Source organism: Streptosporangium sp. NPDC004631, from assembly GCF_053601935.1.
Genome location: NZ_JBSGCR010000016.1, coordinates 12673 through 33150, shown reverse-complemented (window position 1 = coordinate 33150; position 20478 = coordinate 12673). Strand labels below are relative to the sequence as shown.

Genomic DNA, 20478 nt, shown 5'->3' with positions numbered 1-20478 from the left:
CAAACGGCTCCGCCATCCGACCGGCCGGTCCGCGGCGGAGCGATTCGACCGTGCTCAGCGGAGTCGGCCGCGTCCGGCGCCGGAGCGTGACGGCGGCGACCGTCTCAGAGGGTCAGCTCCCCCGAGGCGACGAGTACGGCGGGACCCGCGAGATGACTGGTGTGCTCCTCCAGGGTGACGGCGACCGTGCCGCCGGGGACCTGGACCGTCCAGGTGCCGACGCTCTCCCCCGCCAGCCGCGCCGCGGCCACGGCCGACGCGACCGCGCCGGTGCCGCAGGACCGCGTCTCACCCGAACCCCGCTCGAAGACCCGCATCACCACACGCCGCGGCCCCACCGGGTTGAGCAGCTCGATGTTCACCCCGGCCGGGAAGACCGCCGGGTCGAACGCGGGCTGGTGACCCAGGTCGAGCTGGGTGACCGGGTCGCCGATGACACAGGCCAGATGGGGGTTGCCCATGTCGATGTGGAGGCCGTCGTACTCGTGACCTCCCACGGTCGTGGTGCTGTGGCCCAGCACCCGGGGCGCCCCCATGTCCACGGTCACGTCGCCGGTCTCGGCCAGCCGTACCCACCTGACGCCGGCCCGGGTCGCCACACCGAACTCGCCCGCCTCGGCCAGCCCCGCGTCGACCAGATAACGGGCGAAGACCCGTATGCCGTTGCCGCACATCTCCGCGGCGCCGCCGTCGGCGTTGCGGTAGTCCATGAACCACTCGGCCTCACCGGCCTGGCCGGCCACCTCCGGGCTGAGCTTCGTCCGCATCACGCGCAGCACCCCGTCGGCGCCGACCCCGGCCCGCCGGTCGCACACCGCCGCGACCAGCGCCGCGGACAGCTCCAGCTCACCGTCGGGATCGGGGAGGATCACGAAGTCGTTCTCGGTACCGTGCCCCTTGACGAATCGCATGCCCCAACTCTATCCAGGCCGATCAGGGCGACGGCCCCGGGCTCTGTCCACGCCCCGTCCACTCCCTTTCCATGTCCTGTCCATTTCCTTGCCGGATTCTGTCCATGCCCTGTCCATATCCCGCACCTGTCCCCATCCTGTCCACCTGTCCATTCCGGCCGGGATGGCCACCCCGCACCTCCGCCGCCGACGGCGGATCACCGGCGCGCCACGGTGAGCGCCCGGGCGAGAAGGTCCGGCGCCTGCTGAGGCAGCCAGATCACCCGGGGGTCGCGGCGGAACCACGACTCCTGGCGGCGGACGAACCTGCGCGTCGCGCGGATCGTCTCCTCCATCGCCTGCTCCTCGCTCCACTCGCCGTCGAGGAAGCGGAGCACCTGGGCGTAGCCGAGCGCGCGGCTGGCCGTACGGCCCTTGGCGAGCCCCTTCTCGGCGAGCCTCCCGACCTCCTCCACCAGCCCGGCCTCCCACATCCGCCGCACCCGCGCGGCGACCCGCTCGTCCAGGATCTCCCTCGGCACCTCCACCCCCAGCTGCACACTGTCGTAGACCGCGTCGTAGGAGGGCATCGTGGCGGAGAACGGCCGCCCGGACAGCTCGATGACCTCCAGCGCCCGGACGATCCTGCGGCCGTTGCCGGGAAGGATCGCCTCGGCCGCCTTCGGATCCCGTTCACGGAGCCGCTCGTACAGGGGGAGGGGGCCCGCACGCTCCAGTTCCGCCTCCAGGCGGGTGCGGATCTCCGGATCGGTGCCGGGAAACTCCAGGTCGTCCAGGGCGGCCCGCACGTAGAGACCGGACCCGCCCACCAGGATCGGCACGACCCCCCTGCCCCGGAGGTCGTCGATCAGCGGGCGGACCAGCGACTGATACTCGGCCACGCTCGCGGCCTTGGTCACCTCCCAGATGTCGAGCAGATGATGCGGAACCCCACGCCGCTCGGCCGGGGAGAGTTTCGCCGTTCCGATGTCCATTCCCCGGTAAAGCTGCATGGAGTCGGTGTTGACGACCTCCCCCCCGAGTTCGAGGGCGATATCCACGGCGAGGTCGGACTTCCCGGCCGCGGTGGGTCCGATGACGGCGATGACTGGTAGCTGACGCACAGTGATAAGTGTGTCAACTCTCTGGGTATGTATGAGAGACGACGCTTTGTCGCGTCGGATCGGGGGATTCACCTATGTCGATCTTCGACAAGGTCAAGAGCCTGCTGGGCGAGCACAGCACCAAGGCCGAGGAGCTCGCCAAGCAGGGCATCGACAAGACCGCGCAGGCCGCCAAGGAACGGACCGGCGGCAAGTACGACGAGCACATCGACACCGCGTCGGCCAAGGCCCAGGAGATGGCCGACAGGATCGACGGTCAGACCGGCACGCCGCAGACCCCTGGCCAGAGCGACGCCTACGGAACAGGGGGCGCGAGCGACACGTCCCCTGTCGCCGACCGGCCTGACCCCTACGGGGTGACGGACGACGACACCTCAACGGCCTCCGGCCAGGCCGACCCCTACCGGAATCCGGACGACGACGACACGCCTCCCGCCTCCGGCTGACTCCGGTCAGGGCATCCGGGCCGGCATCGGGCTACCGGGCTGACTCCGGCCGGAACGGCCGGACAGACCGTCGGCAGAGGCGCGGGACCACCCGGCAGGGTCCCGCGCGGTTCCCGTGCGCCCAGATCCCGGCCTTCCCCGCGCTCCCCCTGCCGCGCTCCGGGCAACGCCGTCCTTCCGCCCGACCGTCTCCCCCGTCGCCCTGCCTTCCGGTATCCGGGAAGCCGTCCGGTTCACTCCCAGTCGAGCATCGGCTGCAGGTAGCCCTCCAGGGTCAGCAGCCACCGTTTGGACTCCACGCCCTCTCCCCCGCTGAAACCGCCGAGCCCGTTCCCGGCGACCACCCGGTGACAGGGGACGATGATGGGGATGGGGTTGGCTCCCATGATCGATCCGATCGCCCTGGCGGGAACACCCGTCCCGCTCCGCGCGGCCAACTCGCCGTAGGTCACGGCCCTGCCGTAGCCGACGGTCTCGTACAGCGTGCCGAGCACCCTGCGCTGCACGGGCGAGGTCAGCCGCCAGTCCACCTTCACGCCGAAGTCCCGCAGCCCGCCCGCGTAGTATTCGGCGAGCTCACCGAGGACGGGGGCCGTCCGGTCCGGATCGTCCACCTCGGGCAGGCCGAGCCCCTCCAGGGTGCGGGCCTTGAGCCCACGGCTCCTGGCGCTCCAGCCGACCGCCGCCACGCCGTCCTCCGTGACGGCGACGAGCATGTCCCCCAACGGTGTCGGAACACTCCCGAACGCCACGGTTCCTACCATGTGGACTCTGCCCCTTCGTGAACTCGTCGTCCTCGGCACCTCAAGCGCGGTCCCCACCCGCGACGGTGATCGCAACAGGCAGGACCCTTTATAAAGTAAGAACCCCTCATAGATCCGTATTTCTTCCCCTCCGTGGCGTTGCCCCCCAGATCTCGGCGAACACCCGGGGAGGCCGCCCCCTCCACCGGCCGCGGTGCGGCAGGCGGGCCGGAGGAGGGAACACCCCCGACACGGCACTCCGTCCGCCGCCTCGCGGTACGGCCACCCGGTCGCCGCCGAGGCGGGCCGGGGTCACTCCGTCCAGCGGGCGACGAAGTAGCCGACGCCGTAGGGGGCGGCGTCGTAGAGGACCTCACCGCTGAGCGCCCCCCCGGCTCCGGCGAGGACCTGAAGGGCCGCGCGGCCCGCGACCCAGAGCTCGGCGGCCACGCGGGGGTCGAGATCGGGAACCTCGGCCCGTGCGAGCGCCCCGACGATCGCGGCGTTGTACGGCGCGGCACGAGGGTCCAGGTATCCCGGGGACTTCTCGGTGAGACAGGCGGAGCCGTCGGCCATGACCAGCAGCGCGACCCGCTCGGCGGCGCCGGCCAGCCGTACGCCGAGGGCCGCGCACCTTTCCGCGGGGGCGTCGAACGGCACGGCGTGGAACCCCGACGCGGTCAGCCCCTCCCACTCCAGCAGCCGGCGGCCGACCGACAGGGAGAGGGGCAGGACGGGGTCACCGTCCCCTATCCGGACGTCAACTCCCCAGGGGGCCAGGCTTCCGGCGGCGTCGGCGCCGTAGGTTCCCGCCCGGTCGGCGCCGCCGACCACCACGATCGCGTCGGGCCCGCCCTCCCCCAGGGCGCGTACGGCGGCGGCACAGGCCGCCCGGAGCCCGTCGAGCTCCGGGGCCGCGGCACCGGCCAGCTCGGGGATCAGCAGCGGGGGATGCGGGCATACGGCCGCGGCGACAAGCACCTCGTCAGCGTAACCGAGCGCTCACCTCCGACAGCCGTCACCCCGCGACGGGAAGGCTCTCCGGGGGAGCCGGGGCGTCAGGTGGAGCAGCCGGGGGTCTCCTGGAGCGCGGGGGCCGCGGGGCGGCCGATCGAGGGCATGCCGAGCATGACCCCGGAGCCCGCCGCCGGACCCGCCTGCCTGGCCTCCCAGGCGTCGCCCGCGCGGGTGCGGCGAAGCTCGGACGCGGAGCCGTCGGCCACCAGGTGATGAGGGGCCGCGTAGGTGACCTGAACACGGACCATGTCACCGGGACGCGGAACCTCGGCGCCGGGGGTGAAGTGGACCAGGCGGTTGTCGGGGGCCCGGCCGGACAGGCGGTTGGTCGCCCCGTCCTTGCGGCCCTCCCCCTCGGCCACCAGCACCTCAAGCGTCCGGCCGACCTGTGCCCTGTTCTCCTCCCAGGAGATCTCGGTCTGCAGGGCGACGAGCCGTTCGTAGCGCTCCTGCACGACCTCCTTGGGAACCTGGTCGTCCATGGTGGCGGCGGGCGTGCCCGGCCGGATGGAGTACTGGAAGGTGAAGGCGTTGGCGAACCGCGACCGGCGCACCACCTCCAGCGTGCCCTGGAAGTCCTCCTCGGTCTCGCCGGGGAAGCCCACGATGATGTCGGTGGAGATGGCCGCGTCGGGCATGGCCGCGCGGACCCGCTCGATGATGCCGAGGTAGCGCTCGGCCCGGTAGGAGCGGCGCATGACCTTGAGGATCCGGTCGGAGCCGGACTGCAGGGGCATGTGGAGCTGGTGCATCACGTTGGGCGTCTCGGCCATGGCCTCGATGACGTCGTCGGTGAACGCGGCGGGGTGCGGGCTGGTGAAGCGGACCCGCTCCAGCCCCTCGATCCCGCCGCAGGCCCGCAGCAGCTTGCCGAAGGCGAGCCTGTCGCCGAACTCCACGCCGTAGGTGTTGACGTTCTGGCCGAGAAGGGTGACCTCCAGCACGCCCTGGTCGACCAGGGTCCGCACCTCGTTGAGCACGTCCCCCGGGCGGCGGTCCTTCTCCTTGCCGCGCAGTGACGGCACGATGCAGAACGTGCAGGTGTTGTTGCACCCGACCGAGACCGACACCCACGCGGCGTAGGCGGACTCCCGCTTGGTCGGCAGCGTGCTCGGGAAGGTCTCCAGGGACTCCTTGATCTCGACCTGGGCCTCCTGCTGGACTCGCGCCCGCTCCAGCAGCACCGGCAGCGAGCCGATGTTGTGGGTGCCGAACACCACGTCCACCCAGGGCGCCCTGCGGACGATCTCCCCCTGGTCCTTCTGCGCCAGGCAGCCGCCCACGGCGATCTGCATGCCCGGGTTGCCGATCTTCGAGGGGCGCAGGTGCCCGAGGTTGCCGTAGAGCCGGTTGTCGGCGTTCTCCCGTACGGCACAGGTGTTGAACACGACCACGTCGGCCGTCTCCCCCTCGGGCGCCGGGACGTATCCGGCGTCTTCGAGAAGGCCCGATAGGCGCTCGGAGTCGTGCACGTTCATCTGGCACCCGTAGGTACGTACCTGGTACGTGCGGGCGCTCTCCACGGTGGCAGTCATCTCAAGACAAGGGTAGGCGCTCCGCCGACCCCCGGGTACGGCTCACGCGGTCGGGCATCCACCCCTGAAAGGACACCGCGACAGACCGGGAAGACCGGAAGCGGGGGCAAGCTTTACCCGAGGCGGGCAGGCTGTGATCGGATCGGTACCACAGGGTTAGCCCGAGGTGCCCCTTACAGCTTTACGTTGTGTTTCATGACGGAGAACGGGGATGCGACTCCTCTGGTTGTCCTTGCGGACGTCAACAAGCATTTCGGCAGTCTGCACGTCCTGCGTGACATCAACCTGACGATCTCCCGAGGTGAGGTCGTCGTCGTGATCGGGCCCTCGGGCGGCGGCAAGTCGACCCTGTGCCGGACGATCAACCGGCTGGAGACCATCGACAGTGGCACGATCACCTTCGACGGCCGGCCCCTCGCCGCGGAGGGCAGGGCTCTGGCCCGGCTCAGATCCGAGGTCGGCATGGTCTTCCAGTCCTTCAACCTCTTCGCGCACAAGACGATCCTGGAGAACGTCACCCTTGGGCCGATCAAGGTCCGGGGTCTCGCCAGGCCCGAGGCCGAGCGACGGGGCATGGAGCTGCTGGAGAGGGTCGGGATCGGCGCCCAGGCGTCGAAGTATCCGGCGCAGCTCTCGGGAGGTCAGCAGCAGCGCGTGGCCATCGCCCGCGCCCTCGCCATGGACCCCAAGATGATCCTGTTCGACGAGCCGACCTCGGCGCTGGACCCGGAGATGGTCCAGGAGGTGCTCGACGTCATGATCGGCCTGGCCGCCGACGGCATGACGATGATGGTCGTCACCCACGAGATGGGGTTCGCCCGCCGCGCGGCGGACCGGGTGGTCTTCATGGCCGAGGGCCAGATCGTCGAGGAGAACACCCCCGAGCGGTTCTTCACCGGTGCCCGGACCGACCGGGCCAGAGACTTCCTCTCCAAGATCTTAACGCACTAGCGACTCACCCCTCTTGAGGAAAGACGAGGTAGCAGGATGCGTGTACGTCGTGTTGGAGCCGTGGTGATCACCGTGGCGGCCCTGGCCGCCGGAGTCACCGCGTGCGGTGGGGGCGGCGACACGTTCGTCGTCGGCATCAAGATCGACCAGCCGGGCCTGGGCCAGAAGCAGCCCGACGGCTCGTTCAAGGGTTTCGACGTCGATGTGGCGAAGTACGTCGCCAAGGAACTCGGCTACAAGGACGACCAGATCGAGTTCAAGGAGGCCAGCTCCGCCAACCGCGAGTCGTTCATCCAGCAGGGCCAGGTCAACGCCGTGATCGCGACCTACTCGATCACCGACGACCGTAAGAAGAAGGTCGGCTTCGCCGGGCCGTACCTCATCACCGGCCAGGACATCCTGACCCGTGCGGACGACACGACGATCAACGGCGTCGAGGACCTGAAGACCAAGAAGGTCTGCGGCGCCCAGGGGTCGTCCTCGCCCAAGCGCCTGGTGGAGAAGTTCGGCGAGGCGTGGAAGGGCCAGTACCTCACCGAGCAGCAGGTGTACGGCGCCTGCCTGCCGCTTCTGGAGAACAAGCAGGTCGACGCGATCTCCACCGACGCGACGATCCTCGCCGGGTTCGCCACCCGGTCCCCCGGCAAGTTCCGCCTCGTCGGCAAGCCCTTCTCCGAGGAGAAGTACGGCATCGGCGTGAAGCTGGAGGACAAGGAGCTCCGCGAGAAGATCAACAAGGCCGTCGAGAAGATGTTCGCCGACGGCAGCTGGAAGAAGGCCGTGGACGCCAACTTCGGCGAGTTCGGCACGTTCTTCACCACGCCACCCGCCATCGAGCGTTACTGACCGCCCCGGCCGGCCGGGACGTCGACGTCCCGGCCGGCGGGCCTCTGGAGGGATGAGTGCAGGCACTCTTCGACGAATTCCCGGTCATCGTGGGCGCCTTCTGGCTGACGATACGGCTCACGCTCGCCGGCGGGGCGCTGGCGCTGGTGCTCGGCACGGTCCTCGCCGGGATGCGGGTCAGCCCGCTGCCCGTGCTGCGCGGGATCGGCACGGCGTATGTGAACATCCTGCGGAACACCCCGCTGACCCTGGTGATCGTGTTCTGCGGGCTGGGTCTCGGCCTGGTCCTGGACGTCTCGTTCTCCACGAGCCTGTCCACCAACTACCTCTGGCTGTCGATCATCGGCCTCTCCGCCTACACGGCGGCGTTCGTCTGCGAGGCGATCAGGGCCGGGATCAACACGGTCCCGCTCGGCCAGGCGGAGGCGGCCCGCGCCATCGGTCTCACCTTCTTCCAGAACCTGAGGCTGATCGTGCTGCCCCAGGCGCTCCGGGCGGTGATCGCCCCGCTGGGCAGCATCCTGATCGCGCTGACCAAGAACACCACGATCGCCGCCGCCATCGGTGTCGGCGAGGCGTCGCTGACGATGAAGACGCTCTTCGAGTCGCACGGTGACGCGGTCGTCCCGATCTTCTTCGGGTTCGCGGTGGGCTTCCTGATCCTGACCCTGCCGACCGGGTTGCTGTTCACCTGGCTGTCCAGGCGGCTGGCGGTGGTCCGGTGAGCGCGCTGACCACCGAACCTCGGCGGACCCGCGGGGGCGCCGGGACATCCGACCGGGTCAACGTCCTCTACGACGCGCCCGGCCCCCGCGCCCGGAGGCGCAACGCCGTGTTCACGGTGCTGGTCATCGTGGCCGTGCTGTTCGCCGGCTACGCGATGGTCGTCAAGCTGAACGAGAAGCACCAGCTCGACCCCGCCCTGTGGACGCCGTTCCTCCGGGGCGACGTGTGGGTCAACCTGATCCTGCCCGGCCTGCTGAACACGCTGAGCGCCGCGGCGGTCGCCGCTCTGATCGCGGTGCCGTTCGGTTTCGCCCTCGGCATCGGGCGGCTGGCCGACCAGCGCTGGATCCGTGTCCCGGCGGGGGTGGTGGTGGAGTTCTTCCGGGCGATCCCGCTGCTCGTCATGATCTTCGCGGTGATGTACGGCGGCAGCGTGGTCTTCGGGCTCACCGTGACCCCCTTCATGGCCGTGGTGATCGGCCTGGTGCTGTACAACGGGTCGGTGCTGGCGGAGATCGTGCGGGCGGGCATTCAGTCCATCCCGCGCGGTCAGTCGGAGGCCGCGCTCGCGGTCGGCCTGCGCAAGGGGCAGGTCATGCGGATGATCCTGCTGCCGCAGGCGGTCACGGCCATGATGCCGGCGATCGTCGCGCAACTCGTCGTGCTGCTGAAGGACACCGCCCTGGGGTTCATCGTCTCGTTCGAGGACCTGCTGAACGCGGGGGCGCGCGTGCTGCCGTCCAACTTCAACAACCTCATCCCCTCGGTGATCGTCATCGCGATCGTCTACATCATCATCAATCTGATCGTCGGCGCCTTCGCCACCTGGCTGGAACGGCGCAGCCGCCGCAGCCGGAGGACCTCGGCCCAGCCGATCGAGCCCCCCGGGGCGATCGTGGTGCCCGGTTCCCCGACCGGCGTCTCCGCGGTCGACTAGCTGACGCTCCTCATCGGAGGCACAGACCCCGTCGGCCAGGTGTTCGCCTGGCCGACGGGGTCCGATCGGCCGGGGTCGTGGTGCGTGCCCTCGCCGTCCGGGAAGACCTGATCGCCGCGATTGCGGTGACTATCTCCGACGTCCGGGAAAACCGGATCATCACCGTTTGAGGGCCGTCGTCAGCCGTCACGGAAAGTGAATTTCCGCATGTCACAGGGGATGAATGCCATACCGGCGACAGGCGGCGGGTTGGTCGGGCAGGATTGCGCCATGTCCCCCGAGCAGGCCATCCGGCCGTACGGTGCCTGGCCCTCACCGATCTCGTCCACCGGCGTCGCCCGGTCCGGGCTGCGTCTGGAATTCCCGACGGTGCGCGGCGAGGAGACGTGGTGGAGCGAGGACCGTCCCACCGAGGGTGGGCGGACCACGGTCGTGCACCGGGACGCCGACGGCACCTGCCGGGAGCTGCTGGCCGCCCCATGGAACGCCAGGACCCGCGTCCACGAGTACGGCGGACGGCCCTACGCGGTCGTCCCCGGCGGCGGCCTGGTGTTCACGAACTTCGCCGACCAGCGGCTCTACCTGCTCCTCCCCGGCGCCGAGCCACGGCCGATCACGCCGGAACCCACCCTGGAGGCCGGCCTCCGCTACGCGGACCTGCTGGTGTACGACGGACAGGTCTGGTGTGTCCGCGAGCGGCACCACGACGACGGCGAGGTCAGCCGTTCGATCGTCTCCGTCCCGCTGCACGGCGGGACCGAGCCGCGCGAGTGGGTCGGCGGAAGCGACTTCTACGCCTGCCTGGCGCTCTCCCCCGGTGGAGGGCACCTGGCCTACATCTGCTGGGATCACCCCCTCATGCCCTGGAACGGTACCGAGCTGCGGGTCGTCCGGCTGGCCGACGGCGACTCCCGGACGGTGCTGGGCGGAACCGCCGAGTCGGTGCTCTTCCCCCGCTGGTGCGGCGACCGGCACCTCTATCTGATCTCCGACCGGTCGGGCTGGTGGAACCTCTACCGGGTCGGAGTGCACGACACCGCGCCGGAGGCGCTCTGCCCGCTGAAGGAGGAGTTCGCCGGACCGCTCTGGCAGCTCGGCGGCGCGCCGTACGCGCCGCTGGCCGACGGGCGGATCGCGGTCCTGCACGGGCGGGGTGACCTGCGACTGGGCGTCCTCGACCCAAGCAGCGGGATACTGACCGACCTGGACACCCCCTACGACGGCTGGCGCCCCGCCCTGTCCTCGGACGGGCGCATGCTGGCCGGGATCGGATACGGCCCGGCTGTGCCCCCCACGGTCGTCCGGGTGGACCCCGGCACGGGGCAGGCGGAGGAGTTGCGCCGCGACATCGACGAGCTGCCCGACGCCGCCTACCTGCCGGTCCCCCGGGCCGTGGAGATCGAGGGCCGGTCCGGCCGCCGAGTGCACGCGTTCGTCTATCCGCCGTCGAATCCCGGGTTCTCCGGCAACGGCGCCCCGCCGTACGTCGTGTTCGTTCACGGCGGTCCCACCTCACACAGCGTCAGCGCACTCGACCTGGAGAAGGCGTTCTTCACCAGCAGGGGCATCGGGGTGCTCGACGTCAACTACGGCGGTTCCACCGGATACGGCCGGGTCTACCGCGATCTGCTGCACGGCCAGTGGGGCGTGGTGGACGTGGAGGACTCGATCGACGCGGCAAGGTGGCTGGCCGCGGAGAGGCTGGCCGATCCGGGACGGATCGCGATCCGGGGGGGCAGCGCGGGAGGCTGGACGGTCATGGCGTCCTGCTGCGCGTCGGACACGTTCGCCGGCGGCGTCTCGTACTACGGGGTGAGCGCGCTCGCCCCGTTCCTGGCGACCACCCACGACTTCGAGTCCCGCTACATCGAATGGCTGGTGGGCCCGGAGGACCCCGTCCTGTACCGCTCCCGTGAACCCCTCGGCCGGGTGGCCGGGGTGGACTGTCCCATGCTGCTGCTGCAGGGCCTGTCCGATCCGGTGGTCCCCGCGGCCCAGTCCCAGGCCTTCGCCGACGCCCTCGCCGAACACGGCGTCCCCTGCACCTACCTCACCTTCGAGGGCGAGGCCCACGGTTTCCGCCGCGCCGAGACCCGCAGTGCGGCCCTGGCCACCGAACTCGCCTTCTACCAGCAGATCTTCCGCCCCTGACAGCCGAACCCCTGGAGTGCGCCCGGAGTGTTATCGGGCTGCCCCGTCCGGTTTCGGATGGAGTGAATCACAACCGCCTCCGCGGGAGGGTGCCGGAGCCCGGCGAGGTTCACGGTCACCGGGTCAGCGGGCGAACTCCGTGGCCCGTGACTCACGGACCACCGTGATGCGGATCTGGCCGGGGTAGGTGAGCTCCTCCTCAATCTGCTTGGCGACGTCACGGGCGATCACCTGGGCCTGGATGTCGTCGATCGAGTCCGGCTTGACCATGACGCGGATCTCCCTGCCGGCCTGCATGGCGAAGACCTTTTCGACGCCGTCGTAGGAGGTGGCGATCTCCTCCAGGCGCTCCAGCCGCTTGACATAGGCCTCCAGCGACTCGCGCCGGGCACCCGGCCGGCTGCCGCTGATCGCGTCGGCGGCCTGGGTGAGAACGGCCTCGACCGTCCTGACCTCGACCTCGTTGTGGTGGGCCTCGATCGCGTGGACCACGTCCTCGTGCTCGCCATACCGTCTGGCGATCTCGGCGCCGATGAGCGCGTGACTGCCCTCGACCTCATGGGTGAGCGCCTTGCCGATGTCGTGCAGGACCGTGCAGCGCTTGAGCAGCATCGAGTCGAGTCTGAGCTCGGCCGCCATGATCCCGGCGATGTGCGCGGACTCGATGAGATGACCCAGCACGTTCTGACCGTAGGAGGTTCGGTAGCGGAGCTGGCCGAGCAGCGTGACCAGCTCGGGATGCATGTCGGTGATGCCGAGCTCGACCAGGGCGTCCTCACCTGCGCGTACGCACAGGTCCTGGACCTCGGCCCTGCTCCGCTCGTGGGCCTCCTCGATGCGCTGGGGGTGGATGCGGCCGTCGAGAACGAGTTTCTCCAGCGTCAGCCGGGCGGTCTCCCGACGGACCGGGTCGAAACATGACAGCAGCACGGCTTCGGGCGTGTCGTCGATGATCAGGTTGACACCGGTGGTCGACTCGAAGGCGCGGATGTTGCGGCCCTCACGACCGATGATGCGGCCCTTCATATCGTCACCGGGAAGATGCAGGACGCTGACGACGGACTCGGCGGTCTGCTCCGCGGCCACCCGCTGGACCGCCAACGTGACGATCTTGGTGGCCCGCTTCTCGCCCTCCTTTCGGGCCTGGCCCTCGATCTCCCTGACGATCAGGGCGGCCTCGCGCTTCGCCTGGTTCTCAATCTCCCTGATCAGCTCGGACTTCGCCTGATCACCGGTGAGTCCGGCCACCCGTTCCAGGATGGTCCTGCGCTCATGGCTGACCCGGTCCAAATCCTCGCGCCGGTCGGCGAGCTCGGTCTCCGTCTCGGCGAGCTTACGGGCCCGGTCGGCCTGACGCCTGGCCTCCTCATCAAGCCGCTGCTCGCGTTCAGCCAGCCGCTTCTCCCTGCGTTCGAGGTCGGAACGGAGCTCCTTGAGCTCGTATTTAAGGATCCGGCTCTCTTCCTCGGCCTCTTTACGCAGCTCGGCGGCGGCCTCGACGGCGGCCTCCGATCTGTGCAGAACCTCTCTGGCGTCGCTCTCGGCCTGGAGGCGAATCTCCGCGGCCTGACGCCTGGCCTCCTCCACATCCGCCCGAGCCCCGGTCTCCTGCTCGGGAGAGGTGCCGTTCAGCCTTCCGACGGTTCCACCGGTACGACGCAGCAACATGATCAGCACGGCTATCGTCACCACGGCGAGAACCGCGACCGCAACCGCCAAGGTGATGACCACCACCGAATTCATGCGCGCCCCGCCCTCCTCGCGTCGCAAATATCAAGCACGCGAGGGGTCACACGCACACCACGGAAAGCCCGAGCGGTGGCACCACCAGGCCAGATATCACCGACAGATATCACCCAGAGCCGACGGCGCAGCGGCTGGGCCCGCCGACCCGCCATCCGCTCGCATCCGTCGAACTAGCTCATCCGTAATTCACCGTTATGACAATCCGCGCTGCGCGGAGTAACTCCTCACTGCCGTCGAGGTTAAGCGTCAAAGAGGTAACGGGCAAGCAAAGACCGACTTCGGAGCGGCTAAACGTGAAGGAGCGATATTTCTTTCTCATGTGGCCAGACATGATGTACCGAGGCTCACAGGGGTGCCGCCCCGGTGGTGACTCGCTTTCCACCGGTCCAACCGTCTCCCCGGAGGAGGCCGGGACATCGACGGCCCCCGTCACCGCATGTTCTCATCGGTCATCCCCGCCAGGCCGACCCCACTGGACGGTCCACCCGCTTACCTCTCGGCCCGCACAACCAGCCGGATACTCAAAGACCACCTCAGCCCCATCGGGCTTCCCCACCACTCTGGCCGCCCCTCTGACCAGGCCAACCCCGCACATCACTCGAATCCATCCCAGGCGACCCACCCAACCGGACGCCGGTCACCTCCGGCCCCCGAACGGCCGGACGCCCCCTTGGCACCCAGCCCCGGCCAAGTATCGAAGCCCACAGACCACTCCGTCTCGCCCCGCTCACCACCGGGCGGCCGGTCCTACCCCCTCAGCGACCCCAGGCGTATCCGAATCATCACCCTCCGGACAGAACACCCCACACATCACATGACCTGCAAGCCGCTCAAATAACCGAACAGCACACACCGATCACCTATACCTCCACGTGGACGAGGTCACCGACCGCATGTTCCGGTCACCGGGCGGATAGTCGAACATCGCTTACCGATCGTCTTCACTACTCATCCGGATAGTCGAACTCCGTGGAAAAAGCGGAACGCTCCGCCTGTTCACTCTCAAGTGCCTCGCGGATCACCCGGAAGGCGAGGCCGGGGCCATACCCCTTCCGGGCGAGCATGCCGGCCAGCCTCCGGGTCCTGGCGGCGGGCTCCAGCCCCCGGGTGGACGACAGCCTGCGCGCCACCAGCCTGCGCGCCGTCTCCACCTCCTGCTCGGGGTCGAGCTGCTCCACGGCATCCTTGACAGTGTCCTCGTTCACCCCTCGGTGACGGAGCTCCGAGGCGAGGGCCCTGCGGGCGAGACCTCGTCCGGCGTGACGTGAACTCACCCAGGCCGCGGCGAACGCCTCGTCGTCGATGAGGCCGACCTCGGAGAACCGCTCAAGCACGGCCTCGGCGGCCTCCTCCGGCACCTCACGCCTGCGCAGCGCCTCCGCGAGCTGGGCTCGGGTGCGCGGCGCCATGGTCAGCAGTCGCAGGCAGACGGACCTGGCCACGGCCTGCGGATCGGCGCCGGGACCTCGGCTCGCCGGAGATCCCCCGGCCGGCCCGTCCGGCGCAACTCCCCCGGATCCGTCTCCGGACCGGCTCGCCCTCCGGGATCCGCGAGTGCCCCGGCCTCGCCCCTCCCCATCGGAACGGTCCGGCGGACTCTCTGTGAAGTCGCCCGGAGGGAAGGCGTCGTCCCCGCCCGTACCGGACGTCTCCCACTCCTCCGAACGGTCTCGGCGCGCACGCCTCGGCCGTCCGCCCCCTCGCCGGGCCGATCCGGTGGACGCGGCCTCCGGCGTGTCGGGCCAGGCGCCCCAGTCTCGCGGCCCGGCCGCGTCGGCCGGACCGGAGTCAGGTCCCGTCGTCATCGATCACTCCGGGTCAGACGTCACCCGGTTTGGGAGTCGTCGCCTTGGAAGCACGGCCTGAGGCGGCGGCCGGGGCGGGGGCGGCGGGCGGCGGAGTGGCCGGGCTGTCCACGCGGGGGCCGATGCCGAGCTTCTCCTTGATCTTCTTCTCGATCTCGTTGGCCATGTCCGGGTGGTTCTTCAGGAAGTTGCGGGCGTTCTCCTTGCCCTGACCGAGCTGGTCGCCCTCGTAGGTGTACCAAGCGCCGGACTTGCGGACGAAGCCGTGCTCGACCCCCATGTCGATCAGGCCACCCTCGCGGGAGATGCCGACGCCGTAGAGGATGTCGAAGTCGGCCACCCGGAAGGGCGGGGCCATCTTGTTCTTGACGACCTTGACACGGGTGCGGTTGCCCACCGCCTCGGTGCCGTCCTTCAGCGTCTCGATGCGGCGGATGTCGAGCCGGACCGAGGCATAGAACTTCAGCGCCTTTCCACCGGTCGTGGTCTCCGGCGAGCCGAACATGACGCCGATCTTCTCTCGGAGCTGGTTGATGAAGATGGCTGTGGTGCCGGTGTTGTTGAGCGCGCCGGCGACCTTGCGCAGGGCCTGCGACATCAGCCGGGCCTGGAGACCGACGTGGCTGTCACCCATCTCGCCCTCGATCTCGGCCTTGGGCACCAGGGCCGCGACCGAGTCGATGACCAGCAGGTCGACGGCACCGGAGCGGATCAGCATGTCGGCGATCTCCAGCGCCTGCTCACCGGTGTCGGGCTGGGAGACGAGCAGCGCGTCGGTGTCGACGCCGAGTTTCTTGGCGTACTCGGGGTCGAGGGCGTGCTCGGCGTCGATGAACGCCGCGATGCCGCCGGCTCGCTGGGCGTTGGCCACCGCGTGCAGCGCGACGGTGGTCTTGCCGGAGGACTCGGGACCGTAGACCTCGACGATGCGGCCTCGCGGGAACCCGCCGATGCCCAGGGCGACGTCGAGCGCGATGGAACTGGTCGGGATCACTTCGATGGGCGCCCGGGTCTCGTCACCGAGACGCATGATCGAGCCCTTACCGAACTGTCGCTCGATCTGAGCAAGGGCGGTCTCAAGCGCCTTCTCGCGGTCGTTAGCTGCCATGTGAGCCCCCTGGAGGGTCGCGGGTTGGATCGGTTGCCAGAAAGCTACGGGGTGCCACCGACAGTTTCCGGAGAGCACGCCTGGAGCGACGGTGTCCAATATAGCCGAACGACTGTTCGATCGTAGCTCAACGAGACCACGTGTTCCGGGGTGTCACAGACGGCCTGGGCCGACGGACCCCATCCGGAAGGCAACATTCCCGGGCATTGCTCCGCACATGTTGTCTCCAAGGCGAACCGGGGCGATCCTGAGGGCAAACGATCCCGAGGTGTCCCACGTGACCAGCACGTTCAGCCGACAACGTCTGATCCATCTTGGCTCCCTGGCCACCGAACTGTCGAAGCACGGGCTGGTCAGCCGCACGGTCGGGGGCGACGATCCCGTGCTGTGGGTGTGGCATCCGGACAGCGGCCGGCAGACGATCGTCTTCGCCACCCCGGCCAAGGACGGGTGGCTCTTCCTGTGGTCGCCCGACGGGCAGGAGGACACCGGGGATCTCCGACTGGTGGCAGAGGCGCTCGGGAAACTGCTGGACGGCTCCTCCTGACCGCGTTCCCCATAGCCGGTAGACGAACGTGCGGCGGAGGGTGCGGGACCGGAAGTGGTGGCCGTCCCCAGGTTCAGGGTTGGGCACGGGCATTGGGCTGGGCGGTGGCGACGGCGACCACATAGGCGATCTCGGTGGCATCGGCGAAGGTCCGCCTGACGAACGCGGCCTTGCGCAGCGGCCGCGGGAGCGGCCCAGCCCGGCTGCTGTCAGCCGTATTCCGCGCCGCCGCCGTAACCGCCAGCCGTTCGCCCCGGTCCTCACCGGGGTCGCCGCTCTGGAGCCTTTGCCCCTTTGGCGCAGCCCTTTTCCTGTTCGGCGGCCTCCTGTAGCGCCTTCACCAGCTCACCGTCCAGGACCATCCCGGCTGCGTGATGGTGAGCGCGGGCCGTGGTGGAGTCCACGCCTACCAGGTCAAGATCGACCTGACCCCGGGCAGCGGCCTCGGCGATCACGGCCTGCATCGGCCACTCGAAGACGCCGGTTGTGGCCCACGACCGGAACCTGTCGTGGACGGTGGACCACGGCCCGCATTCGGCGGGCAGGTCTCGCCACGGGCCACCGACACGAAACCGCCACATCACGGCGTTGAACCGCTGCCGCAGGTCCGGGATCAGGCCTTGCCCGCCAAGGAACAGGTGAGGCTCGATCAAGGACCATTCGTCATCGGTGAGGTCGCCGCGCGCCATGGCGACGCTCTACCGGGATCGGAGACCAACGCGCAGGCGAATCCCCCTGGCCCTAACGCCGGGTCTCACTCCCGTGGTTCTCGTCCTCGGCATCGCGTACGGCCGGGTCACGCGGCGGCCCAGTCCCTGCTCATCAGGGCTGGGACGCGGTGAAAGCGTCCCAGACACGGCGAAGGCGTACGGCTCGCATGAGCCGTACGCCTCGTTTGCCGTCCGTCAGGCATCATCGGAAGCCGACGGGTGGCCTTTGCCCCGTGGCGCCTTATTCACGGGAGCCCAGATGCTAGCTGCGTATCTCGAGGCCGTGGGCCCGGACAACCGACGAGCCGGGGCACGACACACTCGACTGCCCCTGAGAGCTCGCCCAGTTCCCTCTGTAGCGCCCCTGGTAGACCCCCAGGTCATAGCAGTCGGCCCAGACCCGGTGTTCGATTCCCATATTACCTGAAGTGCACTGGGATGTGGCGACACTGGACCCTACCTGCGACGAGTAACAATGGCCTGCCGAAGATGCGTTCGCCGCGCCGGCGGACACGGCGAGAACTCCTCCTATTACGATTGGTGCAAGAGCAAGCGTGACGAGGTTCCGGCCGTAGGGCTTGATTCTCACTTCCGAGCTCCTTCCATTGCGTCGTTGGATTGCAAATATTCTCCTTTTTTTCTTTTTGAGTGTCAACGATTTTATGCGTTACCAAGATCACGCGGTTAATGAAACTTTACCGGTTTGCCTGAATTTTTATACGGGTATCTGTAATGGATCATCTCGAATGCTCACTCTCGGTCAACGTGTCGATCACTTTTGCGACATCCAATGTGATGGCCGTGGATCGTCGGCGCCGCGGCTGGATCTCGTCGAGAGCCCGGTAGATCAGGCCACGGCCGGTACCCGGTCAGCGCGGCCAAGACCGTGGCGCTCAAGCGGAGTCGTAGGTGCCCCGCAGGCTGAAATGCTCGGCGCGGGAGATTGCCCGCCGTGTCCGCGCTGATGCGATGCCCTTGACAAGTCGGCTCGGCGGCCAGACGACGGGGCGACGTGGTCGTTCACCGCGGCGGGGAGTCCGGACCTCCGCGTGTGTCCGGCTCGACCAGCCCAAGCAGAGCCGCACGTACCTGCGGGTCGGTCTGGGGCAGGGGTTTGCGGTCTGTGCCCGGCCGCCGGCCCGGCCCGGCGTCGGCACGCCGCCGGCCGGTTCACGCACGCCTCGGGAGACGGTGCCCTCACCTGCCCCTGCGGCCTAGGCGCCCAGCCGGATCCCGCCATGACCCAGCACCTGGGCTTCAGCTCTCATCAGCGGCCGCCGCTGACGTTCATCCGGATGGGGGAAGATCTTCCCGGGCTTCGAGGTCAGGGAGGCGTGCCGCGTATCACTCATATCTCTGCCATGACCCGCCTGCTCAGGCGGGCTCCCCATGTCCAGATCGAATCATCCGGTTATTTCTCTGTGAATCCTTGGGAGTGAGGCCGACCGGAAGGACAGAGAGCGTCGAAGCGCAACTGGAGAAGGTTCACCCAGGAGTTCAAGGACGAGGTTGTCCACATGATCCTGGAAGGCAATCGCATGGTCGCCGAGGCGGCCCATTCGAACGCCATTACGGCGACGCGACCCTTTACCGTATCAGCGAAACACAAGCCGTGCTAGCCGCGTATTGAGTTGTGATCAATCTGCGGGATTCGCCCTTGTGGCGTGTTAACGCGGTAGGCCGAACCCGCCGATTGGCTGAACTTCCACTCCTCGTCAGGCAGTTGAACCCGCGTCACCCAGGACGGCCCGTACCCCGGGCCGCTGCGACAGCAGTTCGAGGACGTGATCCGGCGGTTCAGGCCCGCCCGGGGATCCGCCCGTGCTTTCGAGAGGCGGCGTCCGGGCGAGTGGGCGCCGCGCGGGGCTCCGAACCCGCCGCGGCTTCGGCATCCCGGCGGGGCGTCAGCGCAGGCGGGCGGCGACGTCGGACACCCCGCACACGGCCCTCCAGACCTCCTTGGCCGCGACCCCCTCGGCCAGCGCCTGATTCACCGTCCGTCCCCCCAGGTCGGCGATCACGTAGTCGCGCGCCCACGACTCGGCGTAAATATCACCGAAGTGCAGTTTCATTCGCTTCCAGAACTCCGACAGGCGCATTCCCCAAGTATGGGCCCCCGCCCACGTGCGAACCCCTGCCTTCCGCGCCCCGAGCCGGGTAGGGCTCGGTTCGACCCGGTCAGAGCACGCTGGAGCCGTACATCTCCCCGAGCGGGTCGGCGAGCAGTTCCAGCCGGGCCCCGTCGGGATCCCTGAAATAGATCGAGGCGCCGCTCTCGATCTCGTGCGGCACGCCCGCGGCCTCCAGCTTGCCCCGCAACCGCTCCCAGGTCGACGGGTCCACCGAGATGGCGATGTGGTGGAGACCGCCGAGAACCTCACGGTAGGGACCGAGGTCCAGGCCGGGAAGGTCGAAGAAGGCCAGCAGGTTGCCGTTGCCGATGTCGAAGAAGAAGTGGCTCGATCCCCGGTAGTCGCGGTTTCCGAAGATCTCCGTGAGGGGGAACTCAAGAAGGTCCTGGTAGAAGGCGATCGTCGTCTCGACGTCGGAGGAGATCAGCGCGACATGGTGCAGCCCCCTCGCGCTGCTCAGCGGACGGTGCCTCCCCAGGCGTTCCGCCCTGATCCGCTCACGCGCCGTCTCGACGGCGGGATGGTCGATGCTCATCGCCGGCTCACCACTTAATGCGTCGGATGCTGGTCTGAGATCTATCTCCGGCTTATCGGGACATGAACCTTTCTCAATCGTCATGCGCCTGTGGCCGAAACCCCGCCCACGGAGCCCACCGAACCCCCGGTGTCCAAGGAGTCCAAGAAGTCCTAGAGCGGCACAGACGGCACGGACGGCACGGGCCCACCGTCCCGGCACACCTCGGTACGGCCCTCGTGGCGTGTCCTCACGCCTTCCCTGCTCCCGGGAGTGCCGGGGGCCTCGACCAGGGGAGGGGCTCCGGCCCCCTTACCCGGAGGCGCCGGGAGGGGCTCCCTCCGACCTCCGTACGGAGAACAGGGGGAAGAAGACCGGAGCCGCCGGGTGCACGGCACAGCCGCTCACTCTCATAACGGCCCTATAAACGGAAAATATGTCGATAAGGTCCCGACAGCCAGCAATGTGGATTTTGGTCACCTTTAGGTGATCTTTCGCCTGTTACTCAACCCCGAGGGCGGGACGGATTCTGTCGGTAGGGCAGTGCACT

General features: G+C 68.8%; 18 protein-coding genes and 1 pseudogene. 7 read left to right on the top strand and 12 right to left on the bottom strand.

The features are described 5' to 3' along the window. Window positions 1–104: 104 nt before the first annotated feature. Together dapF and miaA are read right to left on the bottom strand one after the other, a co-directional pair. Window positions 105–911 (bottom strand): diaminopimelate epimerase, encoded by an 807-nt coding sequence (gene dapF / locus ACWEF2_RS17880; protein ID WP_453816467.1) that lies wholly within the window; start codon window positions 909–911, stop codon window positions 105–107. A 197-nt stretch (window positions 912–1108) separates the two neighbouring features. Continuing rightward, window positions 1109–2014, bottom strand: a complete 906-nt coding sequence (gene miaA / locus ACWEF2_RS17875; RefSeq protein ID WP_453816465.1) for a tRNA (adenosine(37)-N6)-dimethylallyltransferase MiaA — start codon at window positions 2012–2014, stop codon at window positions 1109–1111. 74 nt (window positions 2015–2088) lie between these two features. Here miaA and ACWEF2_RS17870 point away from each other — a divergent pair, with 74 nt between their 5' ends. Continuing rightward, entirely contained in the window at window positions 2089–2460 is a 372-nt protein-coding gene (locus ACWEF2_RS17870; protein WP_453816463.1) for an antitoxin, read from the top strand. A gap of 233 nt (window positions 2461–2693) precedes the next feature. On the opposite strand, the gene ACWEF2_RS17865 is transcribed toward ACWEF2_RS17870, so the two are convergent. From ACWEF2_RS17865 to miaB, 3 genes are all read right to left on the bottom strand, one after another. After that, entirely contained in the window at window positions 2694–3176 is a 483-nt protein-coding gene (locus ACWEF2_RS17865; RefSeq protein WP_453816462.1) for a methylated-DNA--[protein]-cysteine S-methyltransferase, read from the bottom strand. Between the two features lie 339 nt (window positions 3177–3515). After that, a complete protein-coding gene (locus ACWEF2_RS17860; protein WP_453816460.1) occupies window positions 3516–4184 on the bottom strand; it encodes a hypothetical protein in 669 nt (222 codons plus the stop codon). Between the two features lie 77 nt (window positions 4185–4261). Next, on the bottom strand, window positions 4262–5755 hold the full coding sequence (gene miaB, locus ACWEF2_RS17855) for a tRNA (N6-isopentenyl adenosine(37)-C2)-methylthiotransferase MiaB (RefSeq protein ID WP_453816458.1): 1494 nt from the start codon (window positions 5753–5755) through the stop codon (window positions 4262–4264). Between the two features lie 195 nt (window positions 5756–5950). Between miaB and ACWEF2_RS17850 the strand changes: the two genes are divergently transcribed. The 5 genes from ACWEF2_RS17850 (at window position 5951) to ACWEF2_RS17830 (ending at window position 11366) form a co-directional block, all read left to right on the top strand. Continuing rightward, entirely contained in the window at window positions 5951–6706 is a 756-nt protein-coding gene (locus tag ACWEF2_RS17850) for an amino acid ABC transporter ATP-binding protein (protein WP_453816456.1), read from the top strand. A 36-nt stretch (window positions 6707–6742) separates the two neighbouring features. Next, window positions 6743–7552, top strand: a complete 810-nt coding sequence (locus ACWEF2_RS17845; protein ID WP_453816454.1) for a glutamate ABC transporter substrate-binding protein — start codon at window positions 6743–6745, stop codon at window positions 7550–7552. 56 nt (window positions 7553–7608) lie between these two features. After that, entirely contained in the window at window positions 7609–8277 is a 669-nt protein-coding gene (locus tag ACWEF2_RS17840; protein WP_453816452.1) for an amino acid ABC transporter permease, read from the top strand. Then, complete coding sequence (locus ACWEF2_RS17835) at window positions 8274–9215, top strand: amino acid ABC transporter permease (RefSeq protein WP_453816450.1); 942 nt, start codon at window positions 8274–8276, stop codon at window positions 9213–9215. The genes ACWEF2_RS17840 and ACWEF2_RS17835 overlap by 4 nt, the downstream gene beginning before the upstream one ends. A 270-nt stretch (window positions 9216–9485) precedes the next feature. Beyond that, entirely contained in the window at window positions 9486–11366 is a 1881-nt protein-coding gene (locus ACWEF2_RS17830) for a prolyl oligopeptidase family serine peptidase (protein ID WP_453816448.1), read from the top strand. A gap of 123 nt (window positions 11367–11489) precedes the next feature. On the opposite strand, the gene rny is transcribed toward ACWEF2_RS17830, so the two are convergent. The 3 genes from rny to recA form a co-directional block, all read right to left on the bottom strand. Beyond that, entirely contained in the window at window positions 11490–13109 is a 1620-nt protein-coding gene (gene rny, locus ACWEF2_RS17825; RefSeq protein ID WP_453816447.1) for a ribonuclease Y, read from the bottom strand. A gap of 947 nt (window positions 13110–14056) precedes the next feature. Continuing rightward, complete coding sequence (gene recX, locus ACWEF2_RS17820) at window positions 14057–14917, bottom strand: recombination regulator RecX (protein ID WP_453816445.1); 861 nt, start codon at window positions 14915–14917, stop codon at window positions 14057–14059. Between the two features lie 13 nt (window positions 14918–14930). Further along, window positions 14931–16025 (bottom strand): recombinase RecA, encoded by a 1095-nt coding sequence (recA, locus tag ACWEF2_RS17815; RefSeq protein ID WP_453816443.1) that lies wholly within the window; start codon window positions 16023–16025, stop codon window positions 14931–14933. A gap of 277 nt (window positions 16026–16302) precedes the next feature. On the opposite strand from recA, the gene ACWEF2_RS17810 reads away from it, so the two are divergent. Continuing rightward, complete coding sequence (locus ACWEF2_RS17810; protein ID WP_453816441.1) at window positions 16303–16572, top strand: hypothetical protein; 270 nt, start codon at window positions 16303–16305, stop codon at window positions 16570–16572. A gap of 260 nt (window positions 16573–16832) precedes the next feature. Here the strand turns inward: ACWEF2_RS17810 and ACWEF2_RS17805 are convergent, their stop codons facing one another. The 4 genes and pseudogenes from ACWEF2_RS17805 to ACWEF2_RS17790 form a co-directional block, all read right to left on the bottom strand. Next, window positions 16833–17261: a transposase gene (locus ACWEF2_RS17805; RefSeq protein WP_453816439.1), complete on the bottom strand. Its 429-nt coding sequence runs from the start codon at window positions 17259–17261 to the stop codon at window positions 16833–16835. Window positions 17262–18215: 954 nt separating this feature from the next. Next, a pseudogene (locus tag ACWEF2_RS17800) lies at window positions 18216–18634 on the bottom strand (ISAzo13 family transposase); the annotation flags it as partial. A gap of 552 nt (window positions 18635–19186) precedes the next feature. Further along, the gene (locus ACWEF2_RS17795) at window positions 19187–19381 is read right to left on the bottom strand and encodes a DUF3046 domain-containing protein (protein WP_355593121.1); all 195 of its coding nucleotides are present in this window, start codon (window positions 19379–19381) and stop codon (window positions 19187–19189) included. Between the two features lie 79 nt (window positions 19382–19460). Then, window positions 19461–19949 carry a VOC family protein gene (locus tag ACWEF2_RS17790; protein ID WP_355593123.1) on the bottom strand — a complete coding sequence of 163 codons (489 nt, stop codon included), beginning with the start codon at window positions 19947–19949 and terminating at the stop codon, window positions 19461–19463. Between the last annotated feature and the right edge of the window lie 529 nt (window positions 19950–20478).

What these genes read in the sequence shown, in the direction of transcription:
- dapF (WP_453816467.1), bottom strand. Translation starts at nt 911, where the DNA reads ATGCGATTCGTCAAGGGGCACGGTACCGAGAACGACTTCGTGATCCTC.
- ACWEF2_RS17870 (WP_453816463.1), top strand. Translation starts at nt 2,089, where the DNA reads ATGTCGATCTTCGACAAGGTCAAGAGCCTGCTGGGCGAGCACAGCACC.
- ACWEF2_RS17865 (WP_453816462.1), bottom strand. Translation starts at nt 3,176, where the DNA reads ATGCTCGTCGCCGTCACGGAGGACGGCGTGGCGGCGGTCGGCTGGAGC.
- miaB (WP_453816458.1), bottom strand. Translation starts at nt 5,755, where the DNA reads ATGACTGCCACCGTGGAGAGCGCCCGCACGTACCAGGTACGTACCTAC.
- ACWEF2_RS17850 (WP_453816456.1), top strand. Translation starts at nt 5,951, where the DNA reads ATGACGGAGAACGGGGATGCGACTCCTCTGGTTGTCCTTGCGGACGTC.
- ACWEF2_RS17845 (WP_453816454.1), top strand. Translation starts at nt 6,743, where the DNA reads ATGCGTGTACGTCGTGTTGGAGCCGTGGTGATCACCGTGGCGGCCCTG.
- ACWEF2_RS17830 (WP_453816448.1), top strand. Translation starts at nt 9,486, where the DNA reads ATGTCCCCCGAGCAGGCCATCCGGCCGTACGGTGCCTGGCCCTCACCG.
- rny (WP_453816447.1), bottom strand. Translation starts at nt 13,109, where the DNA reads ATGAATTCGGTGGTGGTCATCACCTTGGCGGTTGCGGTCGCGGTTCTC.
- recX (WP_453816445.1), bottom strand. Translation starts at nt 14,917, where the DNA reads ATGACGACGGGACCTGACTCCGGTCCGGCCGACGCGGCCGGGCCGCGA.
- recA (WP_453816443.1), bottom strand. Translation starts at nt 16,025, where the DNA reads ATGGCAGCTAACGACCGCGAGAAGGCGCTTGAGACCGCCCTTGCTCAG.
- ACWEF2_RS17805 (WP_453816439.1), bottom strand. Translation starts at nt 17,261, where the DNA reads ATGGCGCGCGGCGACCTCACCGATGACGAATGGTCCTTGATCGAGCCT.
- ACWEF2_RS17795 (WP_355593121.1), bottom strand. Translation starts at nt 19,381, where the DNA reads ATGCGCCTGTCGGAGTTCTGGAAGCGAATGAAACTGCACTTCGGTGAT.
- ACWEF2_RS17790 (WP_355593123.1), bottom strand. Translation starts at nt 19,949, where the DNA reads ATGAGCATCGACCATCCCGCCGTCGAGACGGCGCGTGAGCGGATCAGG.